Genomic DNA, 25,229 nt, shown 5'->3' with positions numbered 1-25,229 from the left:
CCCTATGCGGGAAAAACGAACACGCTTAAGTCAAACCCTCCGCGCCAGTGCATTATGCACTGGCGTTTTTCTCTGCCTATTCGTTGGCTCAGCCAATGCTAATTCTGAGCTAGAGGGAGTGAGCGATGAAATTGCCCGCCAGCAATCGCAATTGGCGGCGCACAATAAAAAGCTCAATGCGTTACAAAGCGATCTAAAAACACAGTCGAAACGCATTGATACCCTGTCTAAAAAAACGCGCCAAGCCCAGCAAACCCTGCAGCAGACCGATGTCCAAATCACGCGCCTAAGCAAAAAACAAGCGCGACTCAAACAAGAGATGATTGCCCAGCAGGCACAGTTGGCCGAATTGATCGATGCTCAATATCGCCAAGGCGAGCATGATCAGCTTAAACGTCTGCTTAGCCAAGAGCCACCCGCGAAACTTGACCGCCTCACCAAGTACGCTGAGGTGCTTGCAAGCACCATGCGGGAGGCGATCGAATTATTAGCTGCGACTCGCACCGATTACCAACTCACGGCCCATCAGCTCAAACAGCAACGTGATAAGCAGGCAAGCTTGGTCGCAGAGTTAACCGAGAAAAAACAAGCGTTGGAACGGGAGCAAGCCTCGCAAAGCCAGACCGCGAAAAAAATCCGGGCCAAAATTGCCAGCGACAATGCTTATTTAGCTGAACTCAAGGCCAATAAGCAACGGTTGCAAGAGCAGATCGCCGCGGCCGCGCGGCGTGCGCAAGTAAAAATGGCGGGCATCGGCAAGGCCAAAGGCAAACTTCACTGGCCCACTCAAGGGAAGCTGCTCCACCGCTTTGGCGAGCGCCAATCCGGTGAGGTATCATGGAATGGTATCGTGATTGGTGCCAAGCGCGGTACCGAGGTCAAAGCCGCCCATGCCGGTAAAGTGGTGCTGTCGAGTTGGTTGCGTGGCTATGGCCTGTTGATTGCCGTCGATCACGGTAAAGGGGACATGACCTTGTATGGCTACAACCAAGCCTTGCTCAAAGATGTGGGCGATACGGTGACCGCCGGGGAAGCTATCGCCTTGGTGGGCGACAGCGGTGGCCAATCCACCCCTTCTTTATATTTCGAAATACGCCGCAAAGGCAACACCACCAACCCCATCCCTTGGCTGGATTAAAAACGCCCACCAGATAGGCGGGCGTGTTTGTTATTTAGCAGAGCCCATCGCCACGGTTCAACATTGGCGCGGCAATCGTGGCATTTAGTTCTGCCAATCGAGGATCACCTTGCCTGATTGGCCTGAGCACATCACATCAAAGCCTTGTTGAAAGTCATCCACACTGTAGTGATGGGTGATGATTGGGGTTAAATCCAATCCTGATTGGATGAGCGACGCCATCTTGTACCAGGTTTCGAACATCTCACGGCCATAGATGCCTTTGATCACCAAGCCTTTAAAAATCACCTGGTTCCAATCAATCCCCATATCACTGGGTGGGATCCCAAGAAGCGCAATATTGCCACCGTGATTCATGGCCGTCAGCATGCTATTAAACGCCGCCGGCACGCCGGACATTTCGAGGCCAACATCAAAGCCTTCACTCATCCCCAGCTCTTCCATCACCGATTCCAGCGAGGTATTGGCGACGTTGACCGCGCGGGTCACGCCCATTTTGCGGGCAAGCTCGAGGCGATATTCATTCACATCGGTGATCACCACATGACGCGCCCCAACATGGCGCGCCACCGCAGCGGCCATAATGCCAATCGGGCCTGCGCCAGTGATTAATACGTCTTCACCGACCAAATCAAACGAGAGCGCGGTATGGACGGCGTTGCCAAATGGGTCAAAAATCGAGGCTAAGTCATCCGAAATCTCATCGGGGATTTTGAACGCATTATACGCAGGGATCACCAAGTACTCGGCAAACGCGCCTTCACGGTTGACGCCCACACCAACCGTGTTACGGCACAGGTGAGTACGACCGCCACGACAGTTACGGCAATGCCCACAGGTGATATGGCCCTCACCCGATACGCGATCCCCCAATGAGAAACCGCGTACCTCCTGGCCAATGCCGACCACTTCACCGACATATTCATGGCCGACCACCATAGGAACAGGGATGGTGTTTTGTGACCACTCGTCCCACTTATAAATATGCACATCGGTGCCACAGATGGCCGTTTTACGAATTTTGATCAGCAGATCGTTATGCCCCAGCTCAGGAAGCTCGGCCTCCGTCATCCAAATGCCGGGCTCCGCCTTGAGTTTGGCCAAGGCTTTCATGGTTGTTTGTGTCATGACATTACCCAATCAATTTCATCTCTTTGCCCACTTTGATGAAGGCATCAATGGCACGGTCCAGTTGCTCACGCGTATGCGCGGCTGACATCTGGGTGCGAATACGTGCTTGCCCTTTGGGCACCACTGGGTAGGAGAAGCCCACCACATAGACGCCCTCTTCCATCATCCGCTCGGCAAACTCACTGGCCACTTTGGCATCACCGAGCATCACAGGAATAATGGCATGATCAGCGCCCGCCAAGGTAAAGCCAGCTTCCGTCATGCGTGCACGGAAGTGTTGGCTGTTATCCCAAAGCTGCTCACGCAAGTGATCACTTTCGGCCAGCATATCCAGTACGCGAATAGAGGCAGATACAATCGCGGGGGCCAGCGAGTTGGAGAAAAGGTAAGGGCGCGAACGTTGACGCAACCAATCAATCACCTCTTTTTTGCCTGAGGTGTAGCCTCCTGAAGCACCGCCCATGGCTTTGCCCAAGGTGCCAGTGATGATGTCAACGCGGTTCATCACTTGATGGTATTCGTGGGTGCCTCGACCGTTCTGGCCCATAAAGCCGACCGCATGGGAGTCATCCACCATCACCAACGCGCCATATTGCTCCGCCAGATCGCACACAGCCGGCAAGTTCGCCACTACGCCGTCCATCGAGAAGACACCATCCGTGACAATCAAGATATTGGCCACACCCGCCGCTTTCGCCGCTTTTAACTGGGCTTCCAACTCATCCATATCATTATTGGCATAACGGAAACGCTTGGCTTTACACAAGCGCACGCCATCAATAATTGACGCATGGTTAAGCGCATCAGAAATAATGGCATCGTCTGGGCCGAGAATGGTCTCGAACAATCCCGCATTGGCATCAAAGCATGAGGAATACAGGATGGTATCTTCCATCCCGAGAAAGTCAGATAACTTGGCTTCCAGAGTTTTGTGAGCATCTTGCGTGCCACAAATAAACCGCACCGACGCCATACCAAAGCCGTGCTCATCCATCCCTGCTTTGGCAGCGTCCACTAACTCAGGATGATTGGCGAGCCCCAAATAGTTATTGGCGCAAAAGTTCAGTACCTGCTGTTCATGATTGACGGCGACACTGGCCGCTTGTGGTGAGGTAATAAGGCGTTCACTTTTGTACAAGCCATCAGCTTTAACTTGCTCAAGCTGATGACGGATTTGCTGGTAGAAGGCAGCCGTCATCGCAATCTCCGTGCTGTGATGATTACTTTGGGAAGGCCGCCGCACACATTGTGTACGACGAATGAATGCTTGCTATCATGGCACGTTCGCGCGTTTTGTGCCAATAAGGGGCGCGAGACAGTGATTCATATCGTGTAATCACTGACAAGCTGGGCGAATATCGCGCAATGCGATCACCGCCTAGAGAGATAGCTCAGTTCAATGTGTCCAGTGAGCGTGAGTCTTGGCGAACTAACTGCTGCTCGTAGTGGTCTATTAACGCAGTAATGGCCATTTGTCCCTGTGCCGATGTCAGCGGATGTAACAATGCCAGCATCTGCAAAATACCTTTGTAGATCACCCCTGCATGAATTTGCGTTTGGGGAGCTTGTGCACTTTGATAAAAAATCCAGCTCGACGCCACTTGCTTAAGCGTTTCTCCCACCGCAGACAAGGCGCTGTCATTGAGGCTCAGCCAACCGGCTTGCCGATAGTGGTGCAAGATGGTCATCAAGTTGGTTTGCAGCTGTTGCTGCGCCCCCAGGTATTTTTGCTGCAGTGCATCGTCTCGGCGCAAAATATCCGGCAAATTGGCGTAAAAAAATCGATAGCGCCACATCAAGCTAAAGGTCGCGTCGAGATAGTGCTGCAATAAAGCTTGGGTATCGTCACGAGGCTGACTAGGATCAAAGGCAAGGGCAAGATCTTGCGCGTATTGGTCGAATATACTGTGTATAATCGCTTCTTTATTACGGAAGTGATAGTAAAGGTTGCCCGGGCTTATCCCGAGATCTGCCGCGATATGGTTGGTGGTGATATTCGGCTCACCATGTTGATTGAATAAAGCCAGTGCAGCATGGATAATTCGGTCTCGGGTTTTCATGTATGGTTCAGTCCTCTGCCCGGTTGATGCTCAACCATACTATCACAGTCAACAGTAATGGCGACGGGGTCTGTCGTCAGATAAAGATGAATTAGGTAACGATATGATTTTTGTGACTGGTGGTGCTGGCATGATTGGCAGCAACTTAGTAAAAGCACTGAACGAGCAAGGCTACCGTGACATCGTGGTCGTCGATAACCTCAAAGACGGCACCAAATTCGTTAACCTGGTTGACCTCGACATTGCAGATTATATGGATAAGGAAGACTTCCTTACCCAAATCATGGCCGGTGAGAACTTCGGCCCGATCGAAGCCATTTTCCACCAAGGTGCCTGCTCGGCCACCACAGAGTGGGATGGCAAATACATGATGCTCAACAACTACGAGTACTCCAAAGAGCTGTTGCATTATTGTATTGATCGCGATATCCCCTTTCTTTATGCCTCGTCAGCAGCCACCTATGGTGGCCGCGACAGTGACTTTATTGAAGCGCCAGAGTATGAAGGCGCGCTGAATGTGTACGGGTATTCCAAACAGCAATTCGACAACTATGTCCGTCGCGTGCAAGAAGATGCTAAGGCCCATGGCGAGACACTGCCACCGATTACTGGCTTACGCTACTTCAATGTATATGGTCCGCGAGAACAGCACAAAGGCAGCATGGCGTCAGTGGCTTATCACCTCAATCAACAAATTCTAAAAGGCGAAAACCCTAAACTTTTTGAGGGCAGTGATACGTTCAAGCGTGACTTTGTCTATGTCGGTGATGTCTGCGCAATGAACATTTGGTTCTGGCAACAACAGATCAGCGGTATTTACAACTGCGGTACCGGTCGTGCAGAGCCCTTTAGCGCCGTTGCCAACGCGGTGATTGACTTCCACGGTCAAGGAGAGATCGAGGAAATCCCCTTTCCCGACCACCTAAAAGGTCGCTACCAAGCCTACACACAAGCCGATCTGACCAAGGTACGTGAAGCGGGATACACGGCATCCTTTAAGACAGTGGCAGAAGGTGTCGCCGCTTACCTAGCCGAAATCAATCGCTAATCACAGCAGTTCGCCTCAGACGTTCTGGGGTGCGAGTAAAGAGCAATGACAAAACAGCGACACGATTACGACGCGCACGCGTATAACCCCGAGTTCTCGCGTGCTTACTTAGCGCCCAAATACTGGGGCACATGGCTGATGCTACTCATCGCTATGCCATTCAGCCTCCTGGTGCCGGCGCGCGCTAAGCATCGCTTCGCGCACTGGGTAGCACGCAAGCTGGTTAAAAAGAAAAAAGGCACGATCCTTAACGCCTGGCTTAATCTGGAAGCCTGCTTTCCCGAGAAATCCGCGCAAGCGCGTGAGGCCGTATTAATCGACACCTTGACCACCGCCGGGGCTTTTTTGCTGAGCTTTCCGCTGATCACCTTGCGCAGTCGCCAGTGGTTTCAGGACCACTGTGATGTGATTGGCATGGAACATATTACTCGGCACACTGATAACGACGAAGCGGTGATCCTCTTTGTGCCCCATACTTGGGCCATTGATGCCGCCGCGATTTTATTTGCCTCGCAAGGGCTCCCCGTGGCGGCATTCTCAAAACGGCAAAAAAATCAGCTGCTGGACTGGCTCATGCACCGTCAACGCGTGCAATATGGCGGCAATTGTTATGAGCGCGAAGCAGGGATTAAACCCTTTATCCGCGCAGTTAAACGCGGCTTTTTGGGCTACTACTTGCCCGACGAAGATATGCGCGATGAGAGCAGCGAGTTTGTGCCGTTTTTTGCTACCACCAAAGCGACCTTGCCGAGTCTAGGCAAGTTAAGCAAAGTCACCCGCTCGCATATTATCCCTGTGCTTTCCGGCTTTGATGCGAAAAGCGGTCGGTTCATGATCGAGGTGCACCCTGCGTTTAATGACTTCCCAACAGGAAACAGTAGCACCGACGCACGCATGATGAACCAACAAATAGAAACCATGCTCGACGGGCAGTTAGATCAATATATGTGGATCTTACAGCTGCTTCGCACCCGCGAGGATGGTCGTAATATCTACCAAGAGGCAAAGAGGAAACGGGCATCATGACACGCATTTTAGTCATTGGTCCATCATGGGTCGGCGACATGGTGATGTCGCAGTCTTTGTACAAAGCCCTCAAGCAACAGCACCCGGATGCCAAGATTGATGTGATGGCGCCCGCTTGGTGCGCGCCGATTCTCGCGCGTATGCCCGAGGTTAATCGCAGCATTGAAATGCCACTCGGCCATGGAGAGTTTGCACTGGGTAAGCGCTATCAACTGGGCAAGCGCTTGGCAAAGCGTGGCTATGACCGTGCCTACGTATTGCCTAATTCGGCCAAATCGGCACTGACCCCTTGGTTTGCAGGGATCCCGACCCGCACTGGTTGGAAAGGTGAAATGCGTTATGGCTTGCTCAACGACCTGCGCCCCAACAAGAAAGCATTTCAATACATGGTTGAGCGTTATGTTGCCCTCGCTCACCCGCGCGCCGAGATGCAAAACTCTGCCTCGCTGGGCGGTCTTGAAGGCCTGCCAAAACCTGAGTTAACCATTGACCCTGACGCACAAGCGGCCGTTATCACCAAGCTGGGACTAAACCAAGATAAACCTGTGATTGGCTTATGCCCGGGTGCCGAATTCGGGCCCGCCAAAAAATGGCCTGAGCAGCACTATGCTGAAGTGGCACGCCAAGCACATCAACAAGGCTACCAAATCTGGCTATTTGGCTCGGCAAAAGATGTTGAAACCTGTGAAAACATTGCCACTCTCGCAGAAAACGCGCCTAACATTCATGTATTGGCAGGCAAAACTAACTTAATCGAAGCCGTCGACCTCTTGGGCGCGTGTCAAACTGTGGTCAGCAATGACTCGGGGTTGATGCATATCGCCGCAGCGGTCAACTGCCAAGTGATCGCCATCTACGGCTCAACATCACCCGATTACACCCCGCCGCTGACCAGTAAGGTCGATATTGTGCACACGGATATCGAGTGCCGCCCTTGCTTCCAGCGCGAATGTCCCTTAGGGCACTTAAAATGTTTAAACGACCTCGCCCCGAGCCAAGTTGTAAAAAGGATTCTACCGTGAGCACCAATAACACGACACCATCCGTATCTCGATACTTTAGTCATCAGCTGTATTACCAAATCACCCGTTTTTTCCTATTCGGTTATGCCTTGTGTGCCATCGCATTTCCTGACGTGGGTGAAGTCTTCCGCGCAGGCTTTTTGTTATTAAGCCTACCCTTGCTTTATACCCATTGGCCACAGCTTAAAAAAGACCCCATAATGTGGGCTTTTTTTGGTGTCATTATTGTCCAGTGTCTAAGTTGGGCAAATAGCTTGACGCATATTCCTGATGTTGCCAATGCCTACCCACATGTCGATCGATTGGCAAAACTGTTTTTGCTCGTCCCCATCGGCCTCGCCTTACAAGGGCGCAAGGATGCTGTTATCACGCTCGCTGCTTGCTTTGTTTTGGGCGTGTTTATCGCCTGTTACACACAAAGCGACTTTTCAAGCCAGATTCAGCGACTGCTCCACACACACCGCGTCGACTTTGGCTTAAAGAATGCGCAGTACACCTCGATGCTGGGCGGTGTGATCGCGATTATTTCGGCGTTTAGCTTTTATCTCGCCGACAAAAGTCGCTGGACGATTCGTGCGTTTTTTGCACTTTCAGCCGTCCTGGGTCTCGCATTAACACTGGTCAGCCAGTCGCGACAAGTGTGGCTTGCTCTGGCGATCGTCATCGCATTAACGCCAGCGCTGATGTTTATTGTTGGGCTCATTAAAGGGAAGAAAAAGCTACTTCTTGGCTACGCATTTGTCGTCGTCACCCTGTTTGCAGTCAGTCAATCTGACTATATTCAAAGCCGCGCGTTAAAGGAGAGCTCGGTTATTTCGAGCGTGGTCCAAGGCAACCTAGATAACATCCCGATGACCAGTGTCGGTGTCAGGCTGAACTCTTGGTTAGCGGCTTGGGATGTATTTCAAAAGAGTCCCTTGGTAGGTCTGGGTGAAAACGGTATTGGGTATGTTATCTCTTCTTCTGAGAAACTTTCAGAGCTGAAAAAAACGGTGCCTAAGTATAGCAACCTATCGCATTTACATAGTAACCACATAGAAACACTGGTCGCCTATGGCTTGGCAGGCTTTGCACTGATTTTATTTACCTACTTCCAGCTCGCTAAGCGTTGCTTTGTCGCTCGCGATACGTCGGAAAACGGTAAGATAGTCGCATTCTTCTCTATCGCCTTTTTTATCTACTGGCTAACCATTAATGCCTTCGAAACCTTTAACAGCCGAAGCCTTGGTGTGTTTGCCTTTGTCATAATATCGGGCTGCTTTTACTCACTAACTAGCGCCAAAAACAACACACAGGGTGAAGACTGATATGCGTGTCGCAATTGTCGTCAATTGTCTCAAACTCGGTGGGATGGAGAGAGTTGCGGTAAATTTATCCGATGCATTCACCGCCCATGGTGACGATGCCACGCTAATCTACCTCAAAAATCGACCACAAGATATAAAGCCGACGTCGGATGTGGACGTCCGCCTGTTTGATCTTAAAAAGTCAGTATTAAAAACCGGCATAGGTGCGCTTTATTACTTTATTTGTAAGCTGGTTAATGCGCTGGTCAGCAAAACCTTCCCGCTACTCTTTGCCTATCCAAATTCTTTTTTCTTCAAGCGAAAACTTAGACAGCTTGAGGCGGAAAAAGGAAAATTTGATCTGGTCATTTTTCGTGGCCAAGGCACCTTTGAACAACTTTGGCCGCTACATGATGACCGCTTTGTTTATGTCTGTGAAAACATTATCAAGCCTCACCATTACGGCGCTTTTTCCAGTATCGTTTACCGTGCGATTTTTGATTATAAAAATATTGTCTGCGTTTCCGAGGGAGCCCATAAGAGCTTTCAATCTCTCGCCAACATTCACAATATATCACCCTTGATCTCGAAAGTTATAAGCAATCCTAACAATACACCCTATATTCGTGAACAAGCAGATAGAACGGAGCCAGATATGCATCCTCGACCTTTTATCCTTGGCTTGGGACGATTGACACAGGTAAAAAATTTTACGTTACTGGTTAAGGCTTACGCGCACCTCGTTGATAGGTGCGGTATCCATCAAGATCTGGTTATTGTTGGCGAAGGAAAAGATAGAGAAAATATCGAAAATACTGTAAAAGAGCACAATTTAGAGCATCGGGTATTTTTTAAAGGCGCGCGCAAAAATCCGTTCCCATGGTTTAAGCATGCCGACCTGTTTGTGCTGAGTTCACGATTTGAAGGGCTCGGTATGGTATTGCTCGAGGCGCTTGCCTGTGATAGTCGTATAGTATGCACTGACTCAGACGGTGGTGTTCGTCAAATCATGGATGGAGAATTGGAAAAATACCTCAGCGCACAAGAGCCTGAACCACTCGCTGATAAAATGTATAAATCACTCAGTTCGTCATGGTCCGATAAAGAAAAATCCTACATTGAGGAAAAATTGACTGAGTTTAGTGGTGAGAAAATCGTATCTGAGTATAAAAAGGTTTCTTATGTATAACCCTAAAGTAAGTGTTGTTATTCCTGTTTATAATGTTGAAGATTTTATTGCTCAGTGTTTAGAGTCAGTGATTAATCAGACATATGAAAACCTTGAGATTATTTGCATCAATGATGGTTCTACTGATAGCAGTAAAGGTATATGTGACAGCTTTGCTCAAAGAGATAACAGAGTTAGGGTCATTGATCAAAAGAATAAAGGCCTTTCTGGTGCACGAAACTCGGGAATAAAAGATGCGAAAGGTGAGTTCCTATTTTTTCTTGATTCCGATGATTGGCTATCTTTAAGTGCTATTAGTTCTTTGGTCAACGCATCTAAAGGTTATGATGTCATTTCGGGTGGGGTTTTAGCCTATAATGAATCCAACGGGGACTTTCGTCGTTACAAAAAACGAAGAAGCTCAAAAATAAATTTTAATAAAGATTTTTTTCAGCTTGAAATTGTAGTTTGGAACAAACTATATAGAAAAGAAATTTTCAATGGGATTCGTTTTAAAGAAGGCCTAATACATGAAGACGAAGAGTTTTATTGGCAAGTTTTCTCCAGATCACCTAAAGTAAAAACTATTGATGAAGACGTGATTTTTTATAGGGAAAGAGTCGGATCCATTACTAAAAAGTCGTCTTACAGTGATAGATACCAATACAATTATATTAGTATTATCGACTATATCTATCCATTATCCCAAAAAAAGCCTGATCTTGCTTACCCTTTTTATAAAACTTGTTTAAAGTTTCTTAAGCAACTCAAAAGAAAAAATGCACCATTTGAAGCTTATGAGCAGTATATAAAAAGAAAATATGGCGTAGAAGACTCTCACACGTTCAAGCTCAAACTGAAAGCTCTAAAACTGTCACATTGGTGCGCGTCACGCGTAGCTCGTTCCCGGTATTAATTATTAGAGGTCATCATGATCACAGGCGTCGTCATTACGCTCAACGAAGAAAAAAACATCAAAGCGTGTATCGAGTCACTTCAGCAGGTGTGCTCTAACATTGTGGTGGTTGACTCGCAAAGCACAGATCGCACGCTTGCCATTGCAGAGCAACTCGGTGCCACCGTAGTCACTCAAGCTTACCTCGGTGATGGTCTGCAAAAAAACGTTGGCTTGGCGCACACTGACAATCAATGGATCCTCAGTATTGATGCTGACGAACGTCTTACCGAAGAAGCAGTGCAGCAAATCCAAGCGCTAGATTTGGCCAATACAGCGCATGATGCCTTTGCCTTTCGTCGCCGTAACCACATCGGTAGCCGCTGGATCAAACAGTGCGGCTGGTATCCAGACTACTGCATTCGCTTGTATAACAAGTCAAAAACGCGGTTTGCCGAAGTTAAGCAACACGCGGCAGTTGAGGCCAAAAACCCGAAACAGCTTGACTGTGATCTTATCCACTATTCGTTTGAGAACCTCGGACAGCTTTTCGCCAAGCCGGGACGCAACTTTAGCGGGAGAGCAGCTAAAATTATGTACCAAAAAGGAAAACGTGCCAACGCGTTTTCTCCTTTTGTGCATGGCCTCAACGCCTTTATTCGTAAGTATATTTTTCAGCGCGGCTTTTTGGGTGGAGTCGATGGTATGACAGTCGCACTCAGCTCTGCGGTAAATAGTTATCTGAAATATGCCAAATTACTCGAGTTCCAACGCGATCCAAAAGTGCTAGAAAACGAAGACTTCAATAAGGTGTGGTGACAGTATGCATATTTGTCACGTCAATCTCGCGTCAGGCTTTAGTGGTGGGGAACGCCAAACCCTCACCTTAATCCAGCAACAAGCCCAAATGGGCTACCAGCTCACGGCGGTGGTGAACCCTAAAAGCCCGCTGGTCGACGAGCTTCGCGCGATACCTCAATGCCAAATCGTGCTTTGTCCGCACTATACTCGGCAACATGGGCGCTCAATCACTGCAACATGCGATCTGATCCATGTTCACGAAGGCCGCGCCATTTATTGGGCACTGTTTCAACACCTATTGCACCGCGTACCCTACATAGTGACACGCCGCATTGATAACCCTTTAAAGAAAAAGTGGTTATCTCAACTGGCGTACCGCAAAGCCAGCGCGCTGGTCGGTTTGAGTTCGGAGATTATCCATCAACTAGAAAAACGCCACCCTGATGCCAAGTTAGTCAAAATCCCTAGCTCTCCTGTCACCTACCCTGTCTCACAAGATAAGGTTGAGCAAATCAAAGCGCACTTTCGTGGGAAGTTCTTGGTGATTCATGCCGCCAATATGTATGCGCATAAAGGCTTTGATGTCACGATTGAAGCTGCACGGTTACTGGCTGACACATCACCTGACATTCAGTTTTGCTTACTCGGTGACGGCAAAGAACGAGCGTCACTCGAGGCGCAAGCTCAGGGGCTCACGAATGTGCAGTTTATGGGTAAACAAACCAATATGGGAGATTGGTTCGCGGCGGCCGATTTGCTTATCCACCCTTCTTATACAGAGGGATTGGGCTCAGTTATTTTAGAAGCAATGGCGGCAGGGCTGCCCGTGATAGGCGCCCGAGCGGGTGGGATCCCTGATATCATTGAAGACAGCATTAGTGGCTATTTAATCACACCAGGGGATAGTGCATCCCTCGCCGCGAGGATTCACAATATCAGGAAAGATGATGTCACACTTTCCTTCATAAAGGAAAACTCCGAAGCGAGGATAAATCAATTTGACATATCTGAGTGCGCTAAAAAATATGAAGCCCTATATAAAGAAATAAAGGGTTAACTTTTCAGCTTGTTGAGGCCATTAGAAGCCCAAAACGCTTTTTCTTGAACGGTTCTATGAAAGATATCTTTGTTAGTTGAGAGCCTAGGTAATTCGTGATGGTACATGTGTAACAACGCCGCACCAAACTTGATAGCCTTGGTTCGTACACCCACGCCTTTCAGTCTGAACTCTATGTCTGTATCTTCACCCACTGCTGGCGCCTCATAGTTCATATCAAAACCGTTTATTCTTTCTAAGTCTTTCTTATATATAGAAAAATTACATCCTATAATCGATCTTGGCTTCGAGGAAAGGCTCGTTAAACGTTGTAACCAAGGCAGACACAGACCATTTTTGAGGTGTTTGCCCGTGTACTCTGTCGTATTTTTCTCCCTTCGATTAACTAGATAGTCAACTAGCATGGATAACATATACTTATGACTAAATGTCGACTTTTTATTAGTTTTCACCAGTAAACCCGTGTACTTCTTAGACAGCTCTACTCTACGTCCACACACCACGGTCCCCCGTTCAGCTGCTTGCAGATGATCTCTGACAAACCCATGCTGAGGAACACAATCACCATCAATAAAAATCAAATAGTCACTTTTTGAGGCGAGTATCGCCTTATTAAGAATTCTGTTTTTCCTAAACCCCTTATCCTCATGCCAAACATGTGTAACAGAAAATGGGAGTTGTTCTACTCTTACAGATAACCAATTTTTTACCTCCTCTTTCGACCCATCATCAGCGATCACAACATTAAAGTCATGATTCCACTGTTCAGCCAGTGATTGAAAAATCAACTCTAAAGCGTTTCTGTTATTGTAAAAGGAAACAATCAAGGTGGCGGATTTACTTTTCATAAAGAGCGCTGTTCAATAAATGCTGTGACAACTGTATCATAACATTCTTATTTGTGGTCAGTTCGAGAGCCAACTTGTGCGCTGGATATATACATTGTTACTCACGCTTGCCGCCCCTTTTTTGCTTGTTGGGCTGTACCGTAAACGGCCTGGCAAGCCTGCTGTTGGCGAGCGGTGGCGAGAACACTTTGGCGGTACGCCCAACATAGACGGTCAGCCTATTTGGCTCCATGCGGTGTCGGTGGGGGAAGTTCTCGCGGCAAAGCCGGTGATCAGCGCGCTGCAACAAGCCTATCCAGACGTGCCGATCCTGGTCACCACCACCACCGCCACCGGCGCAGAGCAGGCCGAGCGTCTTGATGGGATCATACACCGCTATATGCCGGTTGATTTTCCATTTGCGGTAAAAGGTTTTCTCCGCGCGGTGTCACCACGGGTGTGCGTGATCATGGAAACCGAGCTTTGGCCAAATACCTTGCATCATGTGGGTCGAGCGGGCATCCCCATTACGGTCATCAACGCCCGGCTTTCTCAAAAAGCTTGCCAGCGCTACCAGAAAATTGCGCCGCTCTTTCAAACCATGAGTAAACATATCGACTTAATCGTTTGCCAGCATCAAAACGACCAAGCGCGCTTTGCTAGTCTCGGGGTTGATGACAACAAGCTCGCAGTGGCTGGCTCGGTGAAATTTGATATTAAAGCCGTGGATCCGGCGTTGGGTGCCACATTTCGCCAAGCACTTGGCGAGCGCCCTTGCTGGATAGGTGCCAGTACTCACGCGGGAGAAGACGCCACCTTGCTCGCCGCTCACGGTATTTTACTGCGCGACTACCCAGACGCCTTGCTGATATTGGTCCCTCGCCATCCTGAACGTTTTGATGATGTTGCCCAGCAAGTGGCTAGCCAAGGCCTCAGTGTGCAACGACGCACCGAGGGTGAGCCGCTGGCACTCAGTAATCAAGTTTACCTTGGGGACACCATGGGAGAGATGATGACCTACCTTGCTGGCGCAGATGTGGTAGTGATGGCGGGCAGTTTTCTGGGTAGCAAAGTGGGTGGGCATAACCTGCTTGAACCCGCGGCGTTAGGCAAGCCGCTTTTAACCGGCCCAAGCTATTATAATTTCCAAGTGATTGGCGACGCGCTGATTGACGCTGGCGCCCTACAGGTATGTAACGATAGCCAAGACCTCGCCGCCAAAATCGGTGCCTTTTTTAATGCCCCCGCTCTTGCCGCGCAAGCGGGTAACGCTGGCCTCTCTGTGGTAGAGCAAAATCGTGGCGCGGTCGAACGCACCTTGCAGGCACTCGCGCCCTGGCTTAATCGCCCGCGCTAGCGCCCGCACTCGTGTCTTACTTGCGGATATGATTGTAGCCTTTTAATACGGCAGCCCAGTCTTCGGGTTGCCAACGGATCTGACGCTTCTCTTTTTCTTTTTTAAACGAGCGATGAAGGCGGGCAAGGTTATCCTCTTTCCACTGTTCGCCATCGCGCTGTTGGCACTTATCGAAGTCAATCAGCCACAGCTTTCCTTTTCTATCACGGAGGATATTGTGGATATTCAGATCGGTATGACACACGCCAGCGTCGTGTAGGCGGCGAACCAAACGACCAATGGCACGATAATCATGGGCAAGTAAGCTATTTTCACTCAAGATAGCAACCAGATCGCGCGCGCCTGGAATTTTCTCCACCAAGATATCAGCACGATAAGTACGGCCGTTTTTTACCGCGCGTGCAGCAACAGGACGAGGCACAGGCATTTTTTTCTCGCGAAGATAGGCCAGTAAGTTGATCTCAGCGCCACAACGGGTCGCCTCCCATCCTTGAAACCAATACTGATCCTTCACGAATTTACCAAACAAACCACCGCGATAGTAATGACGCAACGCCATCTCCATTTTCGGCCCTCGGATAAAGAACGTGGTACCGCGCCCTTTGGCTGAACCGGTGACGGCGGCTTGCTGGTGCCAAAAATGAATATCAAAATACTGGCGAGGGTCGCCCTCCACTAAAGCCGGATCGTACCAAATACACTCGTTGTCGCGTTGCTCTACTTCTATACTCACGGTTTTTCCTGTTTGCGCACTCACGCTAGCGCGTATTAGTGTACCTTGCTCGTCAATGGATTCACAGGCGAGAGGTCACGGCGCTGCGAGAACAATGCGTGATGGACAAGGATTTGATAACCTCTTTCCAGATCAACGTTTTTAAGGATAAGCCAGTGACACACAAACAACATACACGCGTGATTTACCCAGGCACATTTGACCCCATCACCAACGGTCACTTGGATCTGATTGAGCGGGCGGCGAGAATGTTTGATGATGTGATTGTGGGGATTGCGGCTAGCCCGAGCAAAAAACCATTGTTCGATCTGGATGAGCGCGTGGCGCTCACGCAAGCGGTCACCGCGCACCTTCCCAATGTCTCTGTGGTTGGCTTTTCAGGGTTGTTGGTCAATTTTGCCAAGCAGTACCAGGCCAACATTCTAGTGCGCGGTTTGCGGGCGGTCTCCGACTTTGAGTATGAATTTCAACTCGCCAATATGAACCGCCGGCTGATGCCGGCACTGGAAAGCGTCTTTCTGACTCCATCAGAGGAGCATTCGTTTATTTCCTCGACGTTGGTCAAAGAAGTGGCGTTACACGACGGTGATACCAGTGAGTTTGTCGCGCCTAGCGTACTGACCGCCTTGCAAGAAAAGCTGCAAGACAAGCGTTCATAAAGGCTGGCATTGCGGGCAAAACACGGTTGCTCGCTGGCCGATGACTATGCGCTCAAGGGTCGTGTCACAGGTTGGGCACGGCTCACCCGACTTACCGTAAACACGTAGCGCTTGAGCGAAATAACCGGCCTTCCCGTCTACTTGGGTAAAGTCTTTCAGCGTGGTACCGCCTTGTGTGATTGCCGCCGCTAACACAGTTTTTATCTCATCCACCAGCGCCGTCGCTTCTGTTTGCGTCAGGCTACCGGCAGGGCGTTTAGGATGGATACCAGCACAAAACAGCGATTCGTTGGCATAAATATTCCCCACACCTACCACAACGGCGTTGTCCATAATAAAGCTTTTCATCGCCATTTTTTTGCCTGCCGCCTTGGCCAGCAAATAATCTGCATTGAACGCATCGGTGAGTGGTTCAGGGCCGAGTTTTCCCAACACGGGATGCGGCAAATCTCCCTCCTGCCACAACCAGGCGCCAAAGCGGCGCGGATCGTGGTAACGAATTAAGCGACCATTGCTGAGTGTCACATCAACATGATCATGTTTTTCCGGTGCCAGTGACGTGGGAAGTACCCGCAAACTGCCTGACATCCCCAAATGCACAATCGCCGTACCGACATCCGTCTCCAATAAAAGATACTTGGCCCGACGGGTCACCCGGCGGATCACCTGACCTTTTAACTGTTGTAACGTTTCGGGAATGGGCCAACGTAGCTTGGGCTGACGAATGGTAATCTCGGTGACCGTTTGCCCTTCGACATACGGCATGATACCTAAACGACTTACTTCTACTTCAGGTAACTCGGGCATAACACAGCTCTTAATATTTACGACTTTGATAGCGGGAAAAGATACCGACTATCCACTGACACGGCTAACCATTGGCCGTGTTCGTTTTGCATCAACCAAAACTGGGGTTGTTGATAATAGGTAATGCGAATGGGCTCTTGGTCGGGGCTGCGGGTAAGCTCCAACGTACGGGGAGACGTTAATTGGGGTCGCAACGACTGCAAGGTGGTGTCATCGATTTGTGTCCCAGTCAGCCCCAGCCAGCGCTGAGCAAGCTCTGTCGGGCTAATCACTAAGGGTTTATCCGATTGCCAACCCTCTAACGTACGCGTCAGGGTTAAATGAGAAAACCGCAACGCCAGCACATCACTGCGCGATTCAACCAGCGCTATCACTCCCTCAGGCGTCGCCTGTGCTTGGCGTTGATGGCGCAAATAGTCTGGCAGCAGCATTAAGCCAAAAAAAACCACCACTGAGAGAATCAGGATGTTATTCCATGTCTGCCGCTTTAGCTTCATGTCGGTTCACCTGAGGACGTTACGCGTGTCTTTCGCAGTATAACCGCAAATGTGACCAGATTTTAGTTATAAAAAAACCCAGCCGAAGCTGGGTCTTTCTCAAAGCGTCAATCAAATTACTTGATTTTGGCTTCTTTATACATAACGTGCTTGCGAACTACAGGATCAAATTTTTTGATCTCGAATTTGCTAGGCATGTTACGTTTGTTCTTGTCTGTGGTGTAGAAGTGACCAGTACCTGCAGAGGATACTAGACGAATCTTCTCACGAACGCCGTTTTTAGCCATTCTCTAATTCCTCTTATACGTTCTCACCGCGGGCACGCATTTCTGTCAGTACAGAACTAATGCCTTTTTTGTCGATGATGCGCATACCTTTAGTGGATAGGCGCAGTTTAACGAAGCGTTTTTCGCCTTCTACCCAGAAACGATGAGTTTGCAGGTTCGGCAGAAAACGACGCTTGGTGGCGTTCTTAGCGTGAGAGCGGTTGTTACCAACTACAGGACGCTTGCCAGTTACTTGGCATACTCGTGACATGAAAGTCTCTCCAAAATCGTTTCGGCTCGATATCAACCTTGTCCGCCAGTCCTGCATCGTTAAGGTCAGGTCGAAGGTCAAGGCTATCAAAGGTGGCGCATTATACTAACTGAATTCACATTGCTCAAGTCCCGAGCAGATCCTTTTATGCGCTTTTTGATCGTTTTTTTCGCCAATGGCGATCCTTAAGGGGATAACAACCAACCTCGCTCGGCGAACGATACCACATCTCCGTCCCCAATCACTAGGTGATCAAGCACGCGAACATCCACGAATGACAAGGCGTTGGCAATTCTATCGGTAATATGTCGGTCTGCCTGGCTCGGCTCTGCCACGCCCGATGGGTGGTTATGGGCCAAAATCAGTGCTGCGGCATGCAACTCAAGCGCGCGACGGACAATTTCTCGTGGATAAACGCTCGCCGCATTGTGCGTGCCTTCAAAAAGTTGCTCATCGGCTATCACGCGATGCTGATTATCAAGAAATAAAACGTAAAAGGCCTCGCGAGGCCGGTCACGCAGTAAGGTCGAGAGATAACGGCGAGTATGGTCCGGGCTGGTCAATGCGTCGGTTTTGCTCAAGGTTTCTTTTAAATAACGTCGACTCAACTCCAGTACCGCCTGCAACTGGGCGTATTTGGCGCTACCCAGTCCTTTTCGCTGACAAAACGCCCCTTGGTCCGCGCCCATCAGCGCCCGGAGCGAGCCAAAATCCTGCAACAGATGGTCGGCCAGCGCCACCGCACTCATCCCTGTGACGCCCGTGCGTAAAAAAATCGCCAACAGCTCGGCATCTGAGAGACTTTCCGCTCCCCGTGCTAACAAGCGTTCTCTGGGGCGACAATCTTGCGGCAAGGTTTTTAGGCTCATGGTGATTCCTCTTCAACATTGCCGCCAGTTAAAGTAAGCCTCCTCCACGCCGCAATAGCTTTTCCATGTAACTGCGGCGCGTTCGTGGTTTTATCATGTGCCACCATCAGTGCTTTCAGCCACGCGCTAGCCATATCACATCCAACGCACATCACACCCCATGCGGATTCATGCGCTCAAACAAGCTTTTTGCGCTAAGGATTATGGTATGGTTTCGTCATTGTCGTTCAAACACACAGAGCATTATGGCCAATAGTTCACAGCAGCCAGCCCAGACGCTGGCCGGTAAACGTATTCTGCTTGGCATGGGCGGCGGGATTGCCGCGTATAAGTGTGCCGACCTTACCCGCCGCCTCATCGAGCGTGGGGCCACCGTCAAGGTGGTGATGACTCATGCTGCAAAAGAGTTTATTACGCCATTGACCCTGCAAGCCGTTTCTGGCCATCCGGTATCGGATAGCTTACTCGACCCCGCGGCTGAGGCCTCTATGGGGCACATAGAATTGGCTAAATGGGCGGATCTCGTGCTGATTGCCCCAGCAACTGCCGATTTAATTGCTCGGATCCACGCGGGCATGGGCAATGATTTGCTCACTACCGTGTGCTTGGCCACCGATGCGCCTCTGGCGATTGCCCCAGCAATGAACCAGCAAATGTACCGCGCCCAAGCCACCCAGGCGAACTTAAATGGACTGCACGCACGCGGCTGCCTGATATGGGGCCCAGACAGTGGCGCGCAAGCCTGCGGCGATGTCGGCCCCGGGCGCATGCTCGAGCCTTTGGCCTTAGTGGCTGAATGCGAACACTGGGCCGGCCCCAAACCGCTTTCAGGCAAGCGTGTGATGATTACCGCCGGCCCTACCCGCGAAGCGCTAGACCCAGTCCGATATCTGTCTAACCACAGTTCAGGGAAAATGGGCTATGCCCTCGCCGAGGCGGCAGCCCGTTTAGGGGCCGATATCACCTTAGTCTCTGGCCCAGTCGCATTGCCAGTGCCGACAGGTGTCACGCGTATTGATGTGACCAGCGCCCAACAAATGCATGATGCGGTGCATGCGAGCATCACCGACCAAGATATTTTTATCGGCTGTGCCGCGGTCGCGGACTACCGTCCACAGACCATGGCCGAGCAGAAAATGAAAAAGCAGGCCAATCAAGACACAATGACGGTCACCATGGTGAAAAATCCCGATATTATTGCTTCGGTAGCGGGCTTAACAACACATCGTCCATTTACGGTCGGCTTTGCCGCCGAAACCCAAGATGTAGCGGCCTACGCGCGTGACAAGCTGACGCGCAAAACGCTTGATATGATTTGTGCTAACGATGTGTCCCAATCCGATCAAGGCTTTAACAGCGATCGCAATGCCTTACATCTGTTTTGGCCTGGGGGAAACAAAGCCCTACCGGTCACGGAAAAGCGCACATTGGCCGACGAGGTGATGACGCACATACATGCCCGCTATTTACAGCAAACCATCCAGGATGAGCACTGACGCGGGTGAGAGGGCAACCTACTTATCGCCAAAATACAAGTTCAAAAGCGTGCGCCATGGCCACGCTTTTTGCTTTTAATACAGAGACCTCGTCGCTAAGATAGGGGAAAAATCCACACATGGCGGCACCTCTCCATGATGCCTCCTTTACCGGTCGCCAGTGTGACAGATAAAAAGACAAAGGAATCGCATCCATGGCAGCCCCAAAAAAAAGTAATCGCCGCGAAGAGATCCTTCAAGCGCTCGCGCAAATGCTGGAATCCAACCAAGGCAGCCAACGCATCACCACGGCCAAACTCGCCGAGCAAGTCGGGGTGTCTGAGGCGGCACTCTACCGCCACTTCCCCAGTAAAGCGCGGATGTTTGAGGGGCTCATCGAATTTATTGAAGATTCACTGTTGTCCCGCATCAACCTGATCATTGAGGAAGAAAAGGATACCTTGGTGCGCCTCAAACTGATTTTGCAATTGCTGCTGGCCTTTGGCGAGCGCAACCCGGGGCTCACGCGCATCATGACAGGTCATGCCTTGATGTTTGAGCAAGATAGATTACAAGCGCGGATCAACCAGCTGTTTGAACGCGTCGAGGCGCAGCTAAAGCAAGTACTGCGCGAGCGTCGTTTACGCGAAGGAAAAGGATTCCCATTGGATGAAGCAGTGCTCGCCAGCCAATTGATTAGCCAAGTGGAAGGCGGCTTTTGTCGCTACGTGCGCTCATCATTTAAGCAGCTGCCGACTGCCAATTTCGAGCAATACTGGCAACTGCTCACCAATCAACTGCAGTAAATGGCGTAGTGCAACGAGCGCAGTGCAACTGGCGTCGTGCAACAGGCTCAGCTAAATGGCTCTGCCAGCTGCACGCACGCAACTTAAATCCCGTAGCTCGCCTGGTACGCTTTCACCGCCGCTAGCTGATCCGGATCGGCTTGGCTTTGCTCTAAGTAAGTGACCAAATCCGCTAAGCTAATGATAGACACCACCTGGCAACCAAAATCACGCTCTACTTCTTGGATCGCCGACAACTCGCCTTGGCCACGCTCTTGGCGGTCAATCGCCACCAAGACACCGGCCAGCTGCGCCCCTTGCGCTTGAATCAGTGTCATTGATTCGCGAATGGCAGTACCGGCGGTGATCACATCATCCACCAACATCACACGGCCACTCAGCGCGCTGCCGACCAAATTGCCGCCCTCACCATGGTCTTTGGCCTCTTTGCGGTTAAAACAATAAGGCGTATCCACATCATGATGCGTAGCAAGCGCTACCGCTGTGGTGGTCGCAATGGGGATCCCTTTGTACGCGGGACCAAACAACACATCGTAATCAATCCCTGCATCCATCAACGCGGCCGCATAAAATTCACCCAGCTTTGCCAAATCGCGCCCGGTGTTAAACAAGCCGGCATTAAAAAAGTACGGACTCTTCCGCCCTGATTTAAGGGTAAACTCGCCAAACTTTAATACCTCACGCTCTAAGGCAAACTCAATAAACTGGCGCTGGTAGGCTTTCATGCAGTCCTCTCTTGCTGTCTGTGATTATTATCGGGCGTTCGCGACGCGCGCCCATCTCAGGTTAATAGATAAAAAAATAGCCCCCGAGATGGGAGCCATTGCAATAGGATTATTCGGCCAGCGCCGATTTTTGCGCGACGACAATGTCATCAATGCCCTTACTGGCCAGTGCGAGCATCGCGTTTAGCTCATCGGGGGTAAACGGCTCGGCCTCGGCAGTGCCTTGCACCTCAATCATGCGGCCATCTTCGAGCATCACCACATTCATGTCGGTATCTGCCGCCGAGTCTTCCACATACTCGAGATCGCAAATCGGCGTTTGTTGATAAATACCCACTGATACAGCGGCCACATGGCCACGCATCGGGTTGGCCGCGAGCTTGCCATCGCGTACCAGCGCGTTAAGCGCCTCCGCCAGGGCCACGCTCGCCCCCGAAATGGACGCCGTGCGCGTGCCGCCATCTGCTTGAATCACGTCACAGTCAACGGTAATGGTGCGCTCACCCAGTGCTTTTAAATCGACCGCGGCGCGCAAACTGCGCCCAATCAAACGTTGAATTTCGACGGTACGGCCACCTTGTTTACCGCTTGACGCTTCACGACGGTTACGGGTGTGGGTCGCTCGTGGCAACATGCCATACTCGGCAGTCACCCAACCCTGGCCCTTGCCTTTTAAAAAGCGCGGTACGCCCTCTTCAATCGTGGCATTACAGATCACCTTGGTATCACCAAAGCACACCAACACAGAGCCTTCTGCGTGGGCCGTAAAACCGCGGGTAAAGCTAACGGGACGAATTTGGTCGAGTGCTCTTCCACTTGGGCGCATGCAAGTTACCTTATTGACTGTAAGAATGTAGGCGCGATTATACGTGTTTCTCCGCCCGCTTGCGATCCCTGTCCGCCCCACAGACCAAGACAGCTGACGGCAAGGGCATGGATGCGTATAATCTTTGCCATTCACCTTCAGCACACAAGAGCAGGTACACATGATCCACAGTATGACCGCCTACGCCCGACAAGAACTCAAGGGCGATTGGGGCAACGCGGTTTGGGAAATCCGCTCCGTTAACCAGCGCTATCTCGAAACCTACATTCGCATGCCCGAGCAGCTGCGTAGTCTTGAACCTGTGGTACGCGAGCGTTTTCGCAAGCGCCTAGCCCGCGGCAAAGTGGAATGCAACCTGCGCTTTGATACCTCACAAGCCAGCCAAGATAAGCTCACCATCAATGAAGCCTTGGCCAAGCAAGTGATTCACGCGGCGAAATGGGTGAAAGAGACCGCGGGCGAGGGCAACATCAATCCGTTTCAAGTCCTGAACTGGCCAGGGGTGATGGAAGCGCCGGAGCAAGACACCGATGAGCTGCATCGCGCCTTATTAGCAGGCCTTGATGAAGCGCTCGATGCCTTTATCGCCGCGCGTTCGAGCGAAGGCGAGAACATGAAAGCCCTGATTGAGCAGCGACTCGATGCCATTAGCGCCGAAGTGATCAAAGTGCGTGAAAAGATGCCCACCGTGATTGAATGGCAGCGTGAACGTTTGACCACGCGCTTAGAAGAAGCACAAGTGGAACTCGACCCGGCCCGAGTTGAGCAAGAAATGGTGATGCTGGCGCAAAAAGTGGATGTTGCAGAAGAGCTTGACCGCTTGGACTCACACGTTTCAGAGGCGCGCAAAATCCTCCAAAAAGGCGGCGCCTGCGGCCGACGCTTGGATTTTATGATGCAAGAGTTCAACCGCGAAGCTAACACCCTCGCCTCCAAATCAATCAGCACCGAGATCACCGCCTCCGGCGTCGAGCTCAAAGTGCTTATCGAACAAATGCGCGAGCAGATCCAGAATATTGAGTGATGTTCTTAGATGTTCATCACTGTTATTTAGTCCTTTAAAAATCAAAGGCTTATTAAATTTTAACGGTCACCGCGTTCATGTAAGTTCTGCTTAGTTTGGGTAGTGATGGGTAGTAGATTGGGGAGTATTTTCTCGCTATATTGTATCGGCGAGATTGTACTCCCCAATTTTTTTGAGGCACGAAAATGGGCAAACTATACGACAAAACCGTCAAAAAACTTATCCGAGAAAAGCCATCTGTTCGGCATGCTGACGGTAACGGCCTCTACCTAATGACACCAAAGCGCGGCGATGCCTACTGGATGCTGCGTTACACCACGCCAGCTACCAAGCTGCGGCGTGAATACACCATCGGCAAGGTGGAGGACTGGTCACTGGCAGATGCTCGTGATGAGGCGGCGAAATTGAGGTTGGCGATCAAGCGTGAGGGGGCTGACCCGGTTCAGGAGCGGCACAAGGTTAACCAAAACCCTTTCAAAACACTTAATGATCTTTACGCCGACTACTACGCGCTTCGCAAACGAGAGATCGCGTCTCACCAGAAAGAGAAAAGCCTATACGAGCGCGAGGTTGCCTGGCGTATTGGCAAGGTGGAGCTGGAAAAGATCCGTCCTGTCGATATCAGTGAAATCCTACGCGACGTAGCCAATGGCTATGATGCTAATAAGCCCCGCCCGACCCTCTCAAATGACTTGATGCGCCTACTGAGGAATCTGTTTGATCACGGTATCAAGCTCGACGTCACCCGGTTCAATCCAGCCTCACCATTCCGTCCCAGGGATGCCGGTGGGGAGGAGAAGGCAGCCAACTACCCAATGAATGAAGATGAGGTCACCGAATTCTTCACCAAACTCCGAGTTATTCCGACGCAGTTCAGCCGTGAAAACTATCTGGCCTGTGCTTTGTTGATTGCGACCTGTACGAGAAAGATGGAATTGCTGGCCGCGCCTTGGTCAGAATTCGATCTGGAAAACCGTATTTGGTACCTGCCCGAAGAGAGGACAAAAAAAAGAAGAGCCATCGATATTCCTTTGGCAGAACCGGCAGTGGAATGGCTAAATGAACTGAAGATGCGCTCATGCGGCAGTGAGTGGGTCTTCCCAGCCCGCAGGATCAGTAAAAAAGCACGAACTCCGCACGTATGTGAAAATACGCTGAACCACGCGCTTAAGAAGCTCTTTGAAAAAGAGCTCTTCTCATTCGACAAGCGCCGCGTCCACGATCTACGGGGTACTGCCAGAACCAAGCTGGGAAAACTCGGCTTTGATGACAATCTGGCTCAACGCTGCCTAAATCAACTACCCGGCAACCGGACGGACCGGGTCTATAACAGGCATGCGTACTTTGAAGAACGAAGAGAGGCTCACGAAGCCCTCTGTGATTGGCTCGCTCCCATCGTCAGTGGTGAGGTCAGTTCTGGAGAATAAAAGGGGCCAGTTCAGGCCCCTTGCTGTT

General features: G+C 50.5%; 27 protein-coding genes. 15 read left to right on the top strand and 12 right to left on the bottom strand.

The window, feature by feature from the left end; translation table 11 throughout:
- The first annotated feature begins 4 nt into the window (after positions 1-4).
- Positions 5-1,138 carry a peptidoglycan DD-metalloendopeptidase family protein gene (locus tag FCN78_RS01000; protein WP_077659161.1) on the top strand — a complete coding sequence of 378 codons (1,134 nt, stop codon included), beginning with the start codon at positions 5-7 and terminating at the stop codon, positions 1,136-1,138.
- A gap of 84 nt (positions 1,139-1,222) precedes the next feature.
- On the opposite strand, the gene tdh is transcribed toward FCN78_RS01000, so the two are convergent.
- The 3 genes from tdh to FCN78_RS00985 all read right to left on the bottom strand — a co-directional run bounded on the left by tdh (position 1,223) and on the right by FCN78_RS00985 (position 4,329).
- Positions 1,223-2,251 (bottom strand): L-threonine 3-dehydrogenase, encoded by a 1,029-nt coding sequence (tdh, locus tag FCN78_RS00995; RefSeq protein WP_100297960.1) that lies wholly within the window; start codon positions 2,249-2,251, stop codon positions 1,223-1,225.
- A gap of 19 nt (positions 2,252-2,270) precedes the next feature.
- A complete protein-coding gene (locus FCN78_RS00990) occupies positions 2,271-3,467 on the bottom strand; it encodes a glycine C-acetyltransferase (protein ID WP_069361907.1) in 1,197 nt (398 codons plus the stop codon).
- Positions 3,468-3,660: 193 nt separating this feature from the next.
- Positions 3,661-4,329 carry a TetR/AcrR family transcriptional regulator gene (locus FCN78_RS00985; RefSeq protein ID WP_069361908.1) on the bottom strand — a complete coding sequence of 223 codons (669 nt, stop codon included), beginning with the start codon at positions 4,327-4,329 and terminating at the stop codon, positions 3,661-3,663.
- A 103-nt stretch (positions 4,330-4,432) separates the two neighbouring features.
- On the opposite strand from FCN78_RS00985, the gene rfaD reads away from it, so the two are divergent.
- From rfaD to FCN78_RS00945, 8 genes are read left to right on the top strand one after another with little or no spacing between them, the layout of a single operon-like run.
- Complete coding sequence (rfaD, locus tag FCN78_RS00980; RefSeq protein WP_077659160.1) at positions 4,433-5,377, top strand: ADP-glyceromanno-heptose 6-epimerase; 945 nt, start codon at positions 4,433-4,435, stop codon at positions 5,375-5,377.
- Between the two features lie 45 nt (positions 5,378-5,422).
- Positions 5,423-6,403 (top strand): lauroyl-Kdo(2)-lipid IV(A) myristoyltransferase, encoded by a 981-nt coding sequence (gene lpxM / locus FCN78_RS00975; protein WP_077659159.1) that lies wholly within the window; start codon positions 5,423-5,425, stop codon positions 6,401-6,403.
- Positions 6,400-7,425, top strand: coding sequence for a lipopolysaccharide heptosyltransferase II (waaF, locus tag FCN78_RS00970; protein ID WP_069361911.1), 1,026 nt, complete (start codon positions 6,400-6,402; stop codon positions 7,423-7,425). Before lpxM ends, waaF begins: the two co-directional genes overlap by 4 nt.
- Positions 7,422-8,732, top strand: coding sequence for an O-antigen ligase family protein (locus tag FCN78_RS00965; RefSeq protein ID WP_069361912.1), 1,311 nt, complete (start codon positions 7,422-7,424; stop codon positions 8,730-8,732). Before waaF ends, FCN78_RS00965 begins: the two co-directional genes overlap by 4 nt.
- A 1-nt stretch (position 8,733) precedes the next feature.
- Positions 8,734-9,900 carry a glycosyltransferase gene (locus FCN78_RS00960; protein WP_069361913.1) on the top strand — a complete coding sequence of 389 codons (1,167 nt, stop codon included), beginning with the start codon at positions 8,734-8,736 and terminating at the stop codon, positions 9,898-9,900.
- The gene (locus FCN78_RS00955; protein ID WP_069361914.1) at positions 9,893-10,795 is read left to right on the top strand and encodes a glycosyltransferase family 2 protein; all 903 of its coding nucleotides are present in this window, start codon (positions 9,893-9,895) and stop codon (positions 10,793-10,795) included. The genes FCN78_RS00960 and FCN78_RS00955 overlap by 8 nt, the downstream gene beginning before the upstream one ends.
- 15 nt (positions 10,796-10,810) lie before the next feature.
- Complete coding sequence (locus FCN78_RS00950; protein WP_069361915.1) at positions 10,811-11,593, top strand: glycosyltransferase family 2 protein; 783 nt, start codon at positions 10,811-10,813, stop codon at positions 11,591-11,593.
- A 4-nt stretch (positions 11,594-11,597) separates the two neighbouring features.
- Entirely contained in the window at positions 11,598-12,632 is a 1,035-nt protein-coding gene (locus FCN78_RS00945) for a glycosyltransferase family 4 protein (RefSeq protein WP_077659157.1), read from the top strand.
- Here FCN78_RS00945 and FCN78_RS00940 read toward each other — a convergent pair.
- Positions 12,629-13,480 carry a glycosyltransferase gene (locus tag FCN78_RS00940; RefSeq protein WP_077659156.1) on the bottom strand — a complete coding sequence of 284 codons (852 nt, stop codon included), beginning with the start codon at positions 13,478-13,480 and terminating at the stop codon, positions 12,629-12,631. The genes FCN78_RS00945 and FCN78_RS00940 overlap by 4 nt on opposite strands.
- Positions 13,481-13,556: 76 nt before the next feature.
- Here FCN78_RS00940 and waaA point away from each other — a divergent pair, with 76 nt between their 5' ends.
- Positions 13,557-14,816: a lipid IV(A) 3-deoxy-D-manno-octulosonic acid transferase gene (gene waaA / locus FCN78_RS00935; RefSeq protein ID WP_077659155.1), complete on the top strand. Its 1,260-nt coding sequence runs from the start codon at positions 13,557-13,559 to the stop codon at positions 14,814-14,816.
- 16 nt (positions 14,817-14,832) lie between these two features.
- On the opposite strand, the gene FCN78_RS00930 is transcribed toward waaA, so the two are convergent.
- On the bottom strand, positions 14,833-15,543 hold the full coding sequence (locus tag FCN78_RS00930; protein WP_077522067.1) for a 3-deoxy-D-manno-octulosonic acid kinase: 711 nt from the start codon (positions 15,541-15,543) through the stop codon (positions 14,833-14,835).
- Positions 15,544-15,662: 119 nt separating this feature from the next.
- Here FCN78_RS00930 and coaD point away from each other — a divergent pair, with 119 nt between their 5' ends.
- The gene (coaD, locus tag FCN78_RS00925) at positions 15,663-16,208 is read left to right on the top strand and encodes a pantetheine-phosphate adenylyltransferase (RefSeq protein WP_369801956.1); all 546 of its coding nucleotides are present in this window, start codon (positions 15,663-15,665) and stop codon (positions 16,206-16,208) included.
- On the opposite strand, the gene mutM is transcribed toward coaD, so the two are convergent.
- The 5 genes from mutM to radC form a co-directional block, all read right to left on the bottom strand.
- The gene (mutM, locus tag FCN78_RS00920) at positions 16,203-17,015 is read right to left on the bottom strand and encodes a bifunctional DNA-formamidopyrimidine glycosylase/DNA-(apurinic or apyrimidinic site) lyase (RefSeq protein WP_077599526.1); all 813 of its coding nucleotides are present in this window, start codon (positions 17,013-17,015) and stop codon (positions 16,203-16,205) included. The two genes, coaD and mutM, sit on opposite strands and share 6 nt — an antisense overlap.
- 17 nt (positions 17,016-17,032) lie before the next feature.
- Complete coding sequence (locus FCN78_RS00915; protein WP_077599527.1) at positions 17,033-17,512, bottom strand: hypothetical protein; 480 nt, start codon at positions 17,510-17,512, stop codon at positions 17,033-17,035.
- Positions 17,513-17,628: 116 nt separating this feature from the next.
- The gene (rpmG, locus tag FCN78_RS00910) at positions 17,629-17,799 is read right to left on the bottom strand and encodes a 50S ribosomal protein L33 (RefSeq protein WP_046074696.1); all 171 of its coding nucleotides are present in this window, start codon (positions 17,797-17,799) and stop codon (positions 17,629-17,631) included.
- A gap of 13 nt (positions 17,800-17,812) precedes the next feature.
- On the bottom strand, positions 17,813-18,049 hold the full coding sequence (rpmB, locus tag FCN78_RS00905) for a 50S ribosomal protein L28 (protein WP_069361922.1): 237 nt from the start codon (positions 18,047-18,049) through the stop codon (positions 17,813-17,815).
- A gap of 185 nt (positions 18,050-18,234) precedes the next feature.
- Positions 18,235-18,918 (bottom strand): RadC family protein, encoded by a 684-nt coding sequence (gene radC / locus FCN78_RS00900; protein WP_069361923.1) that lies wholly within the window; start codon positions 18,916-18,918, stop codon positions 18,235-18,237.
- A 245-nt stretch (positions 18,919-19,163) separates the two neighbouring features.
- Here radC and coaBC point away from each other — a divergent pair, with 245 nt between their 5' ends.
- Entirely contained in the window at positions 19,164-20,414 is a 1,251-nt protein-coding gene (gene coaBC, locus FCN78_RS00895) for a bifunctional phosphopantothenoylcysteine decarboxylase/phosphopantothenate--cysteine ligase CoaBC (RefSeq protein WP_077652938.1), read from the top strand.
- A gap of 194 nt (positions 20,415-20,608) precedes the next feature.
- A complete protein-coding gene (gene slmA / locus FCN78_RS00890) occupies positions 20,609-21,199 on the top strand; it encodes a nucleoid occlusion factor SlmA (RefSeq protein ID WP_069361925.1) in 591 nt (196 codons plus the stop codon).
- 83 nt (positions 21,200-21,282) lie between these two features.
- On the opposite strand, the gene pyrE is transcribed toward slmA, so the two are convergent.
- Together pyrE and rph are read right to left on the bottom strand one after the other, a co-directional pair.
- Entirely contained in the window at positions 21,283-21,924 is a 642-nt protein-coding gene (gene pyrE, locus FCN78_RS00885) for an orotate phosphoribosyltransferase (RefSeq protein ID WP_077521980.1), read from the bottom strand.
- A 109-nt stretch (positions 21,925-22,033) separates the two neighbouring features.
- Positions 22,034-22,750, bottom strand: a complete 717-nt coding sequence (gene rph / locus FCN78_RS00880) for a ribonuclease PH (RefSeq protein ID WP_077659154.1) — start codon at positions 22,748-22,750, stop codon at positions 22,034-22,036.
- A gap of 160 nt (positions 22,751-22,910) precedes the next feature.
- Here rph and FCN78_RS00875 point away from each other — a divergent pair, with 160 nt between their 5' ends.
- Positions 22,911-23,774, top strand: a complete 864-nt coding sequence (locus FCN78_RS00875; RefSeq protein ID WP_077659153.1) for a YicC/YloC family endoribonuclease — start codon at positions 22,911-22,913, stop codon at positions 23,772-23,774.
- 185 nt (positions 23,775-23,959) lie between these two features.
- Entirely contained in the window at positions 23,960-25,201 is a 1,242-nt protein-coding gene (locus FCN78_RS00870) for a tyrosine-type recombinase/integrase (protein WP_077659152.1), read from the top strand.
- Positions 25,202-25,229: the final 28 nt, after the last annotated feature.

Source organism: Salinivibrio kushneri (assembly GCF_005280275.1).
Taxonomy (GTDB): domain Bacteria; phylum Pseudomonadota; class Gammaproteobacteria; order Enterobacterales; family Vibrionaceae; genus Salinivibrio; species Salinivibrio kushneri.
This window is presented reverse-complemented; position numbering and strand designations above follow the sequence as displayed.

Bases quoted from the DNA above. Each gene is read 5' to 3' on its own strand.
- FCN78_RS00985 (WP_069361908.1), bottom strand. From the start codon at position 4,329: ATGAAAACCCGAGACCGAATTATCCATGCTGCACTGGCTTTATTCAAT.
- rpmB (WP_069361922.1), bottom strand. From the start codon at position 18,049: ATGTCACGAGTATGCCAAGTAACTGGCAAGCGTCCTGTAGTTGGTAAC.
- waaF (WP_069361911.1), top strand. From the start codon at position 6,400: ATGACACGCATTTTAGTCATTGGTCCATCATGGGTCGGCGACATGGTG.
- FCN78_RS00940 (WP_077659156.1), bottom strand. From the start codon at position 13,480: ATGAAAAGTAAATCCGCCACCTTGATTGTTTCCTTTTACAATAACAGA.
- rfaD (WP_077659160.1), top strand. From the start codon at position 4,433: ATGATTTTTGTGACTGGTGGTGCTGGCATGATTGGCAGCAACTTAGTA.
- tdh (WP_100297960.1), bottom strand. From the start codon at position 2,251: ATGAAAGCCTTGGCCAAACTCAAGGCGGAGCCCGGCATTTGGATGACG.
- coaBC (WP_077652938.1), top strand. From the start codon at position 19,164: ATGGCCAATAGTTCACAGCAGCCAGCCCAGACGCTGGCCGGTAAACGT.
- lpxM (WP_077659159.1), top strand. From the start codon at position 5,423: ATGACAAAACAGCGACACGATTACGACGCGCACGCGTATAACCCCGAG.
- FCN78_RS00870 (WP_077659152.1), top strand. From the start codon at position 23,960: ATGGGCAAACTATACGACAAAACCGTCAAAAAACTTATCCGAGAAAAG.
- FCN78_RS00960 (WP_069361913.1), top strand. From the start codon at position 8,734: ATGCGTGTCGCAATTGTCGTCAATTGTCTCAAACTCGGTGGGATGGAG.
- FCN78_RS00875 (WP_077659153.1), top strand. From the start codon at position 22,911: ATGATCCACAGTATGACCGCCTACGCCCGACAAGAACTCAAGGGCGAT.
- FCN78_RS00945 (WP_077659157.1), top strand. From the start codon at position 11,598: ATGCATATTTGTCACGTCAATCTCGCGTCAGGCTTTAGTGGTGGGGAA.
- radC (WP_069361923.1), bottom strand. From the start codon at position 18,918: ATGAGCCTAAAAACCTTGCCGCAAGATTGTCGCCCCAGAGAACGCTTG.
- rph (WP_077659154.1), bottom strand. From the start codon at position 22,750: ATGCGCCCAAGTGGAAGAGCACTCGACCAAATTCGTCCCGTTAGCTTT.
- FCN78_RS00955 (WP_069361914.1), top strand. From the start codon at position 9,893: ATGTATAACCCTAAAGTAAGTGTTGTTATTCCTGTTTATAATGTTGAA.
- slmA (WP_069361925.1), top strand. From the start codon at position 20,609: ATGGCAGCCCCAAAAAAAAGTAATCGCCGCGAAGAGATCCTTCAAGCG.
- mutM (WP_077599526.1), bottom strand. From the start codon at position 17,015: ATGCCCGAGTTACCTGAAGTAGAAGTAAGTCGTTTAGGTATCATGCCG.
- pyrE (WP_077521980.1), bottom strand. From the start codon at position 21,924: ATGAAAGCCTACCAGCGCCAGTTTATTGAGTTTGCCTTAGAGCGTGAG.
- FCN78_RS00990 (WP_069361907.1), bottom strand. From the start codon at position 3,467: ATGACGGCTGCCTTCTACCAGCAAATCCGTCATCAGCTTGAGCAAGTT.
- FCN78_RS01000 (WP_077659161.1), top strand. From the start codon at position 5: ATGCGGGAAAAACGAACACGCTTAAGTCAAACCCTCCGCGCCAGTGCA.
- rpmG (WP_046074696.1), bottom strand. From the start codon at position 17,799: ATGGCTAAAAACGGCGTTCGTGAGAAGATTCGTCTAGTATCCTCTGCA.
- FCN78_RS00915 (WP_077599527.1), bottom strand. From the start codon at position 17,512: ATGAAGCTAAAGCGGCAGACATGGAATAACATCCTGATTCTCTCAGTG.
- FCN78_RS00950 (WP_069361915.1), top strand. From the start codon at position 10,811: ATGATCACAGGCGTCGTCATTACGCTCAACGAAGAAAAAAACATCAAA.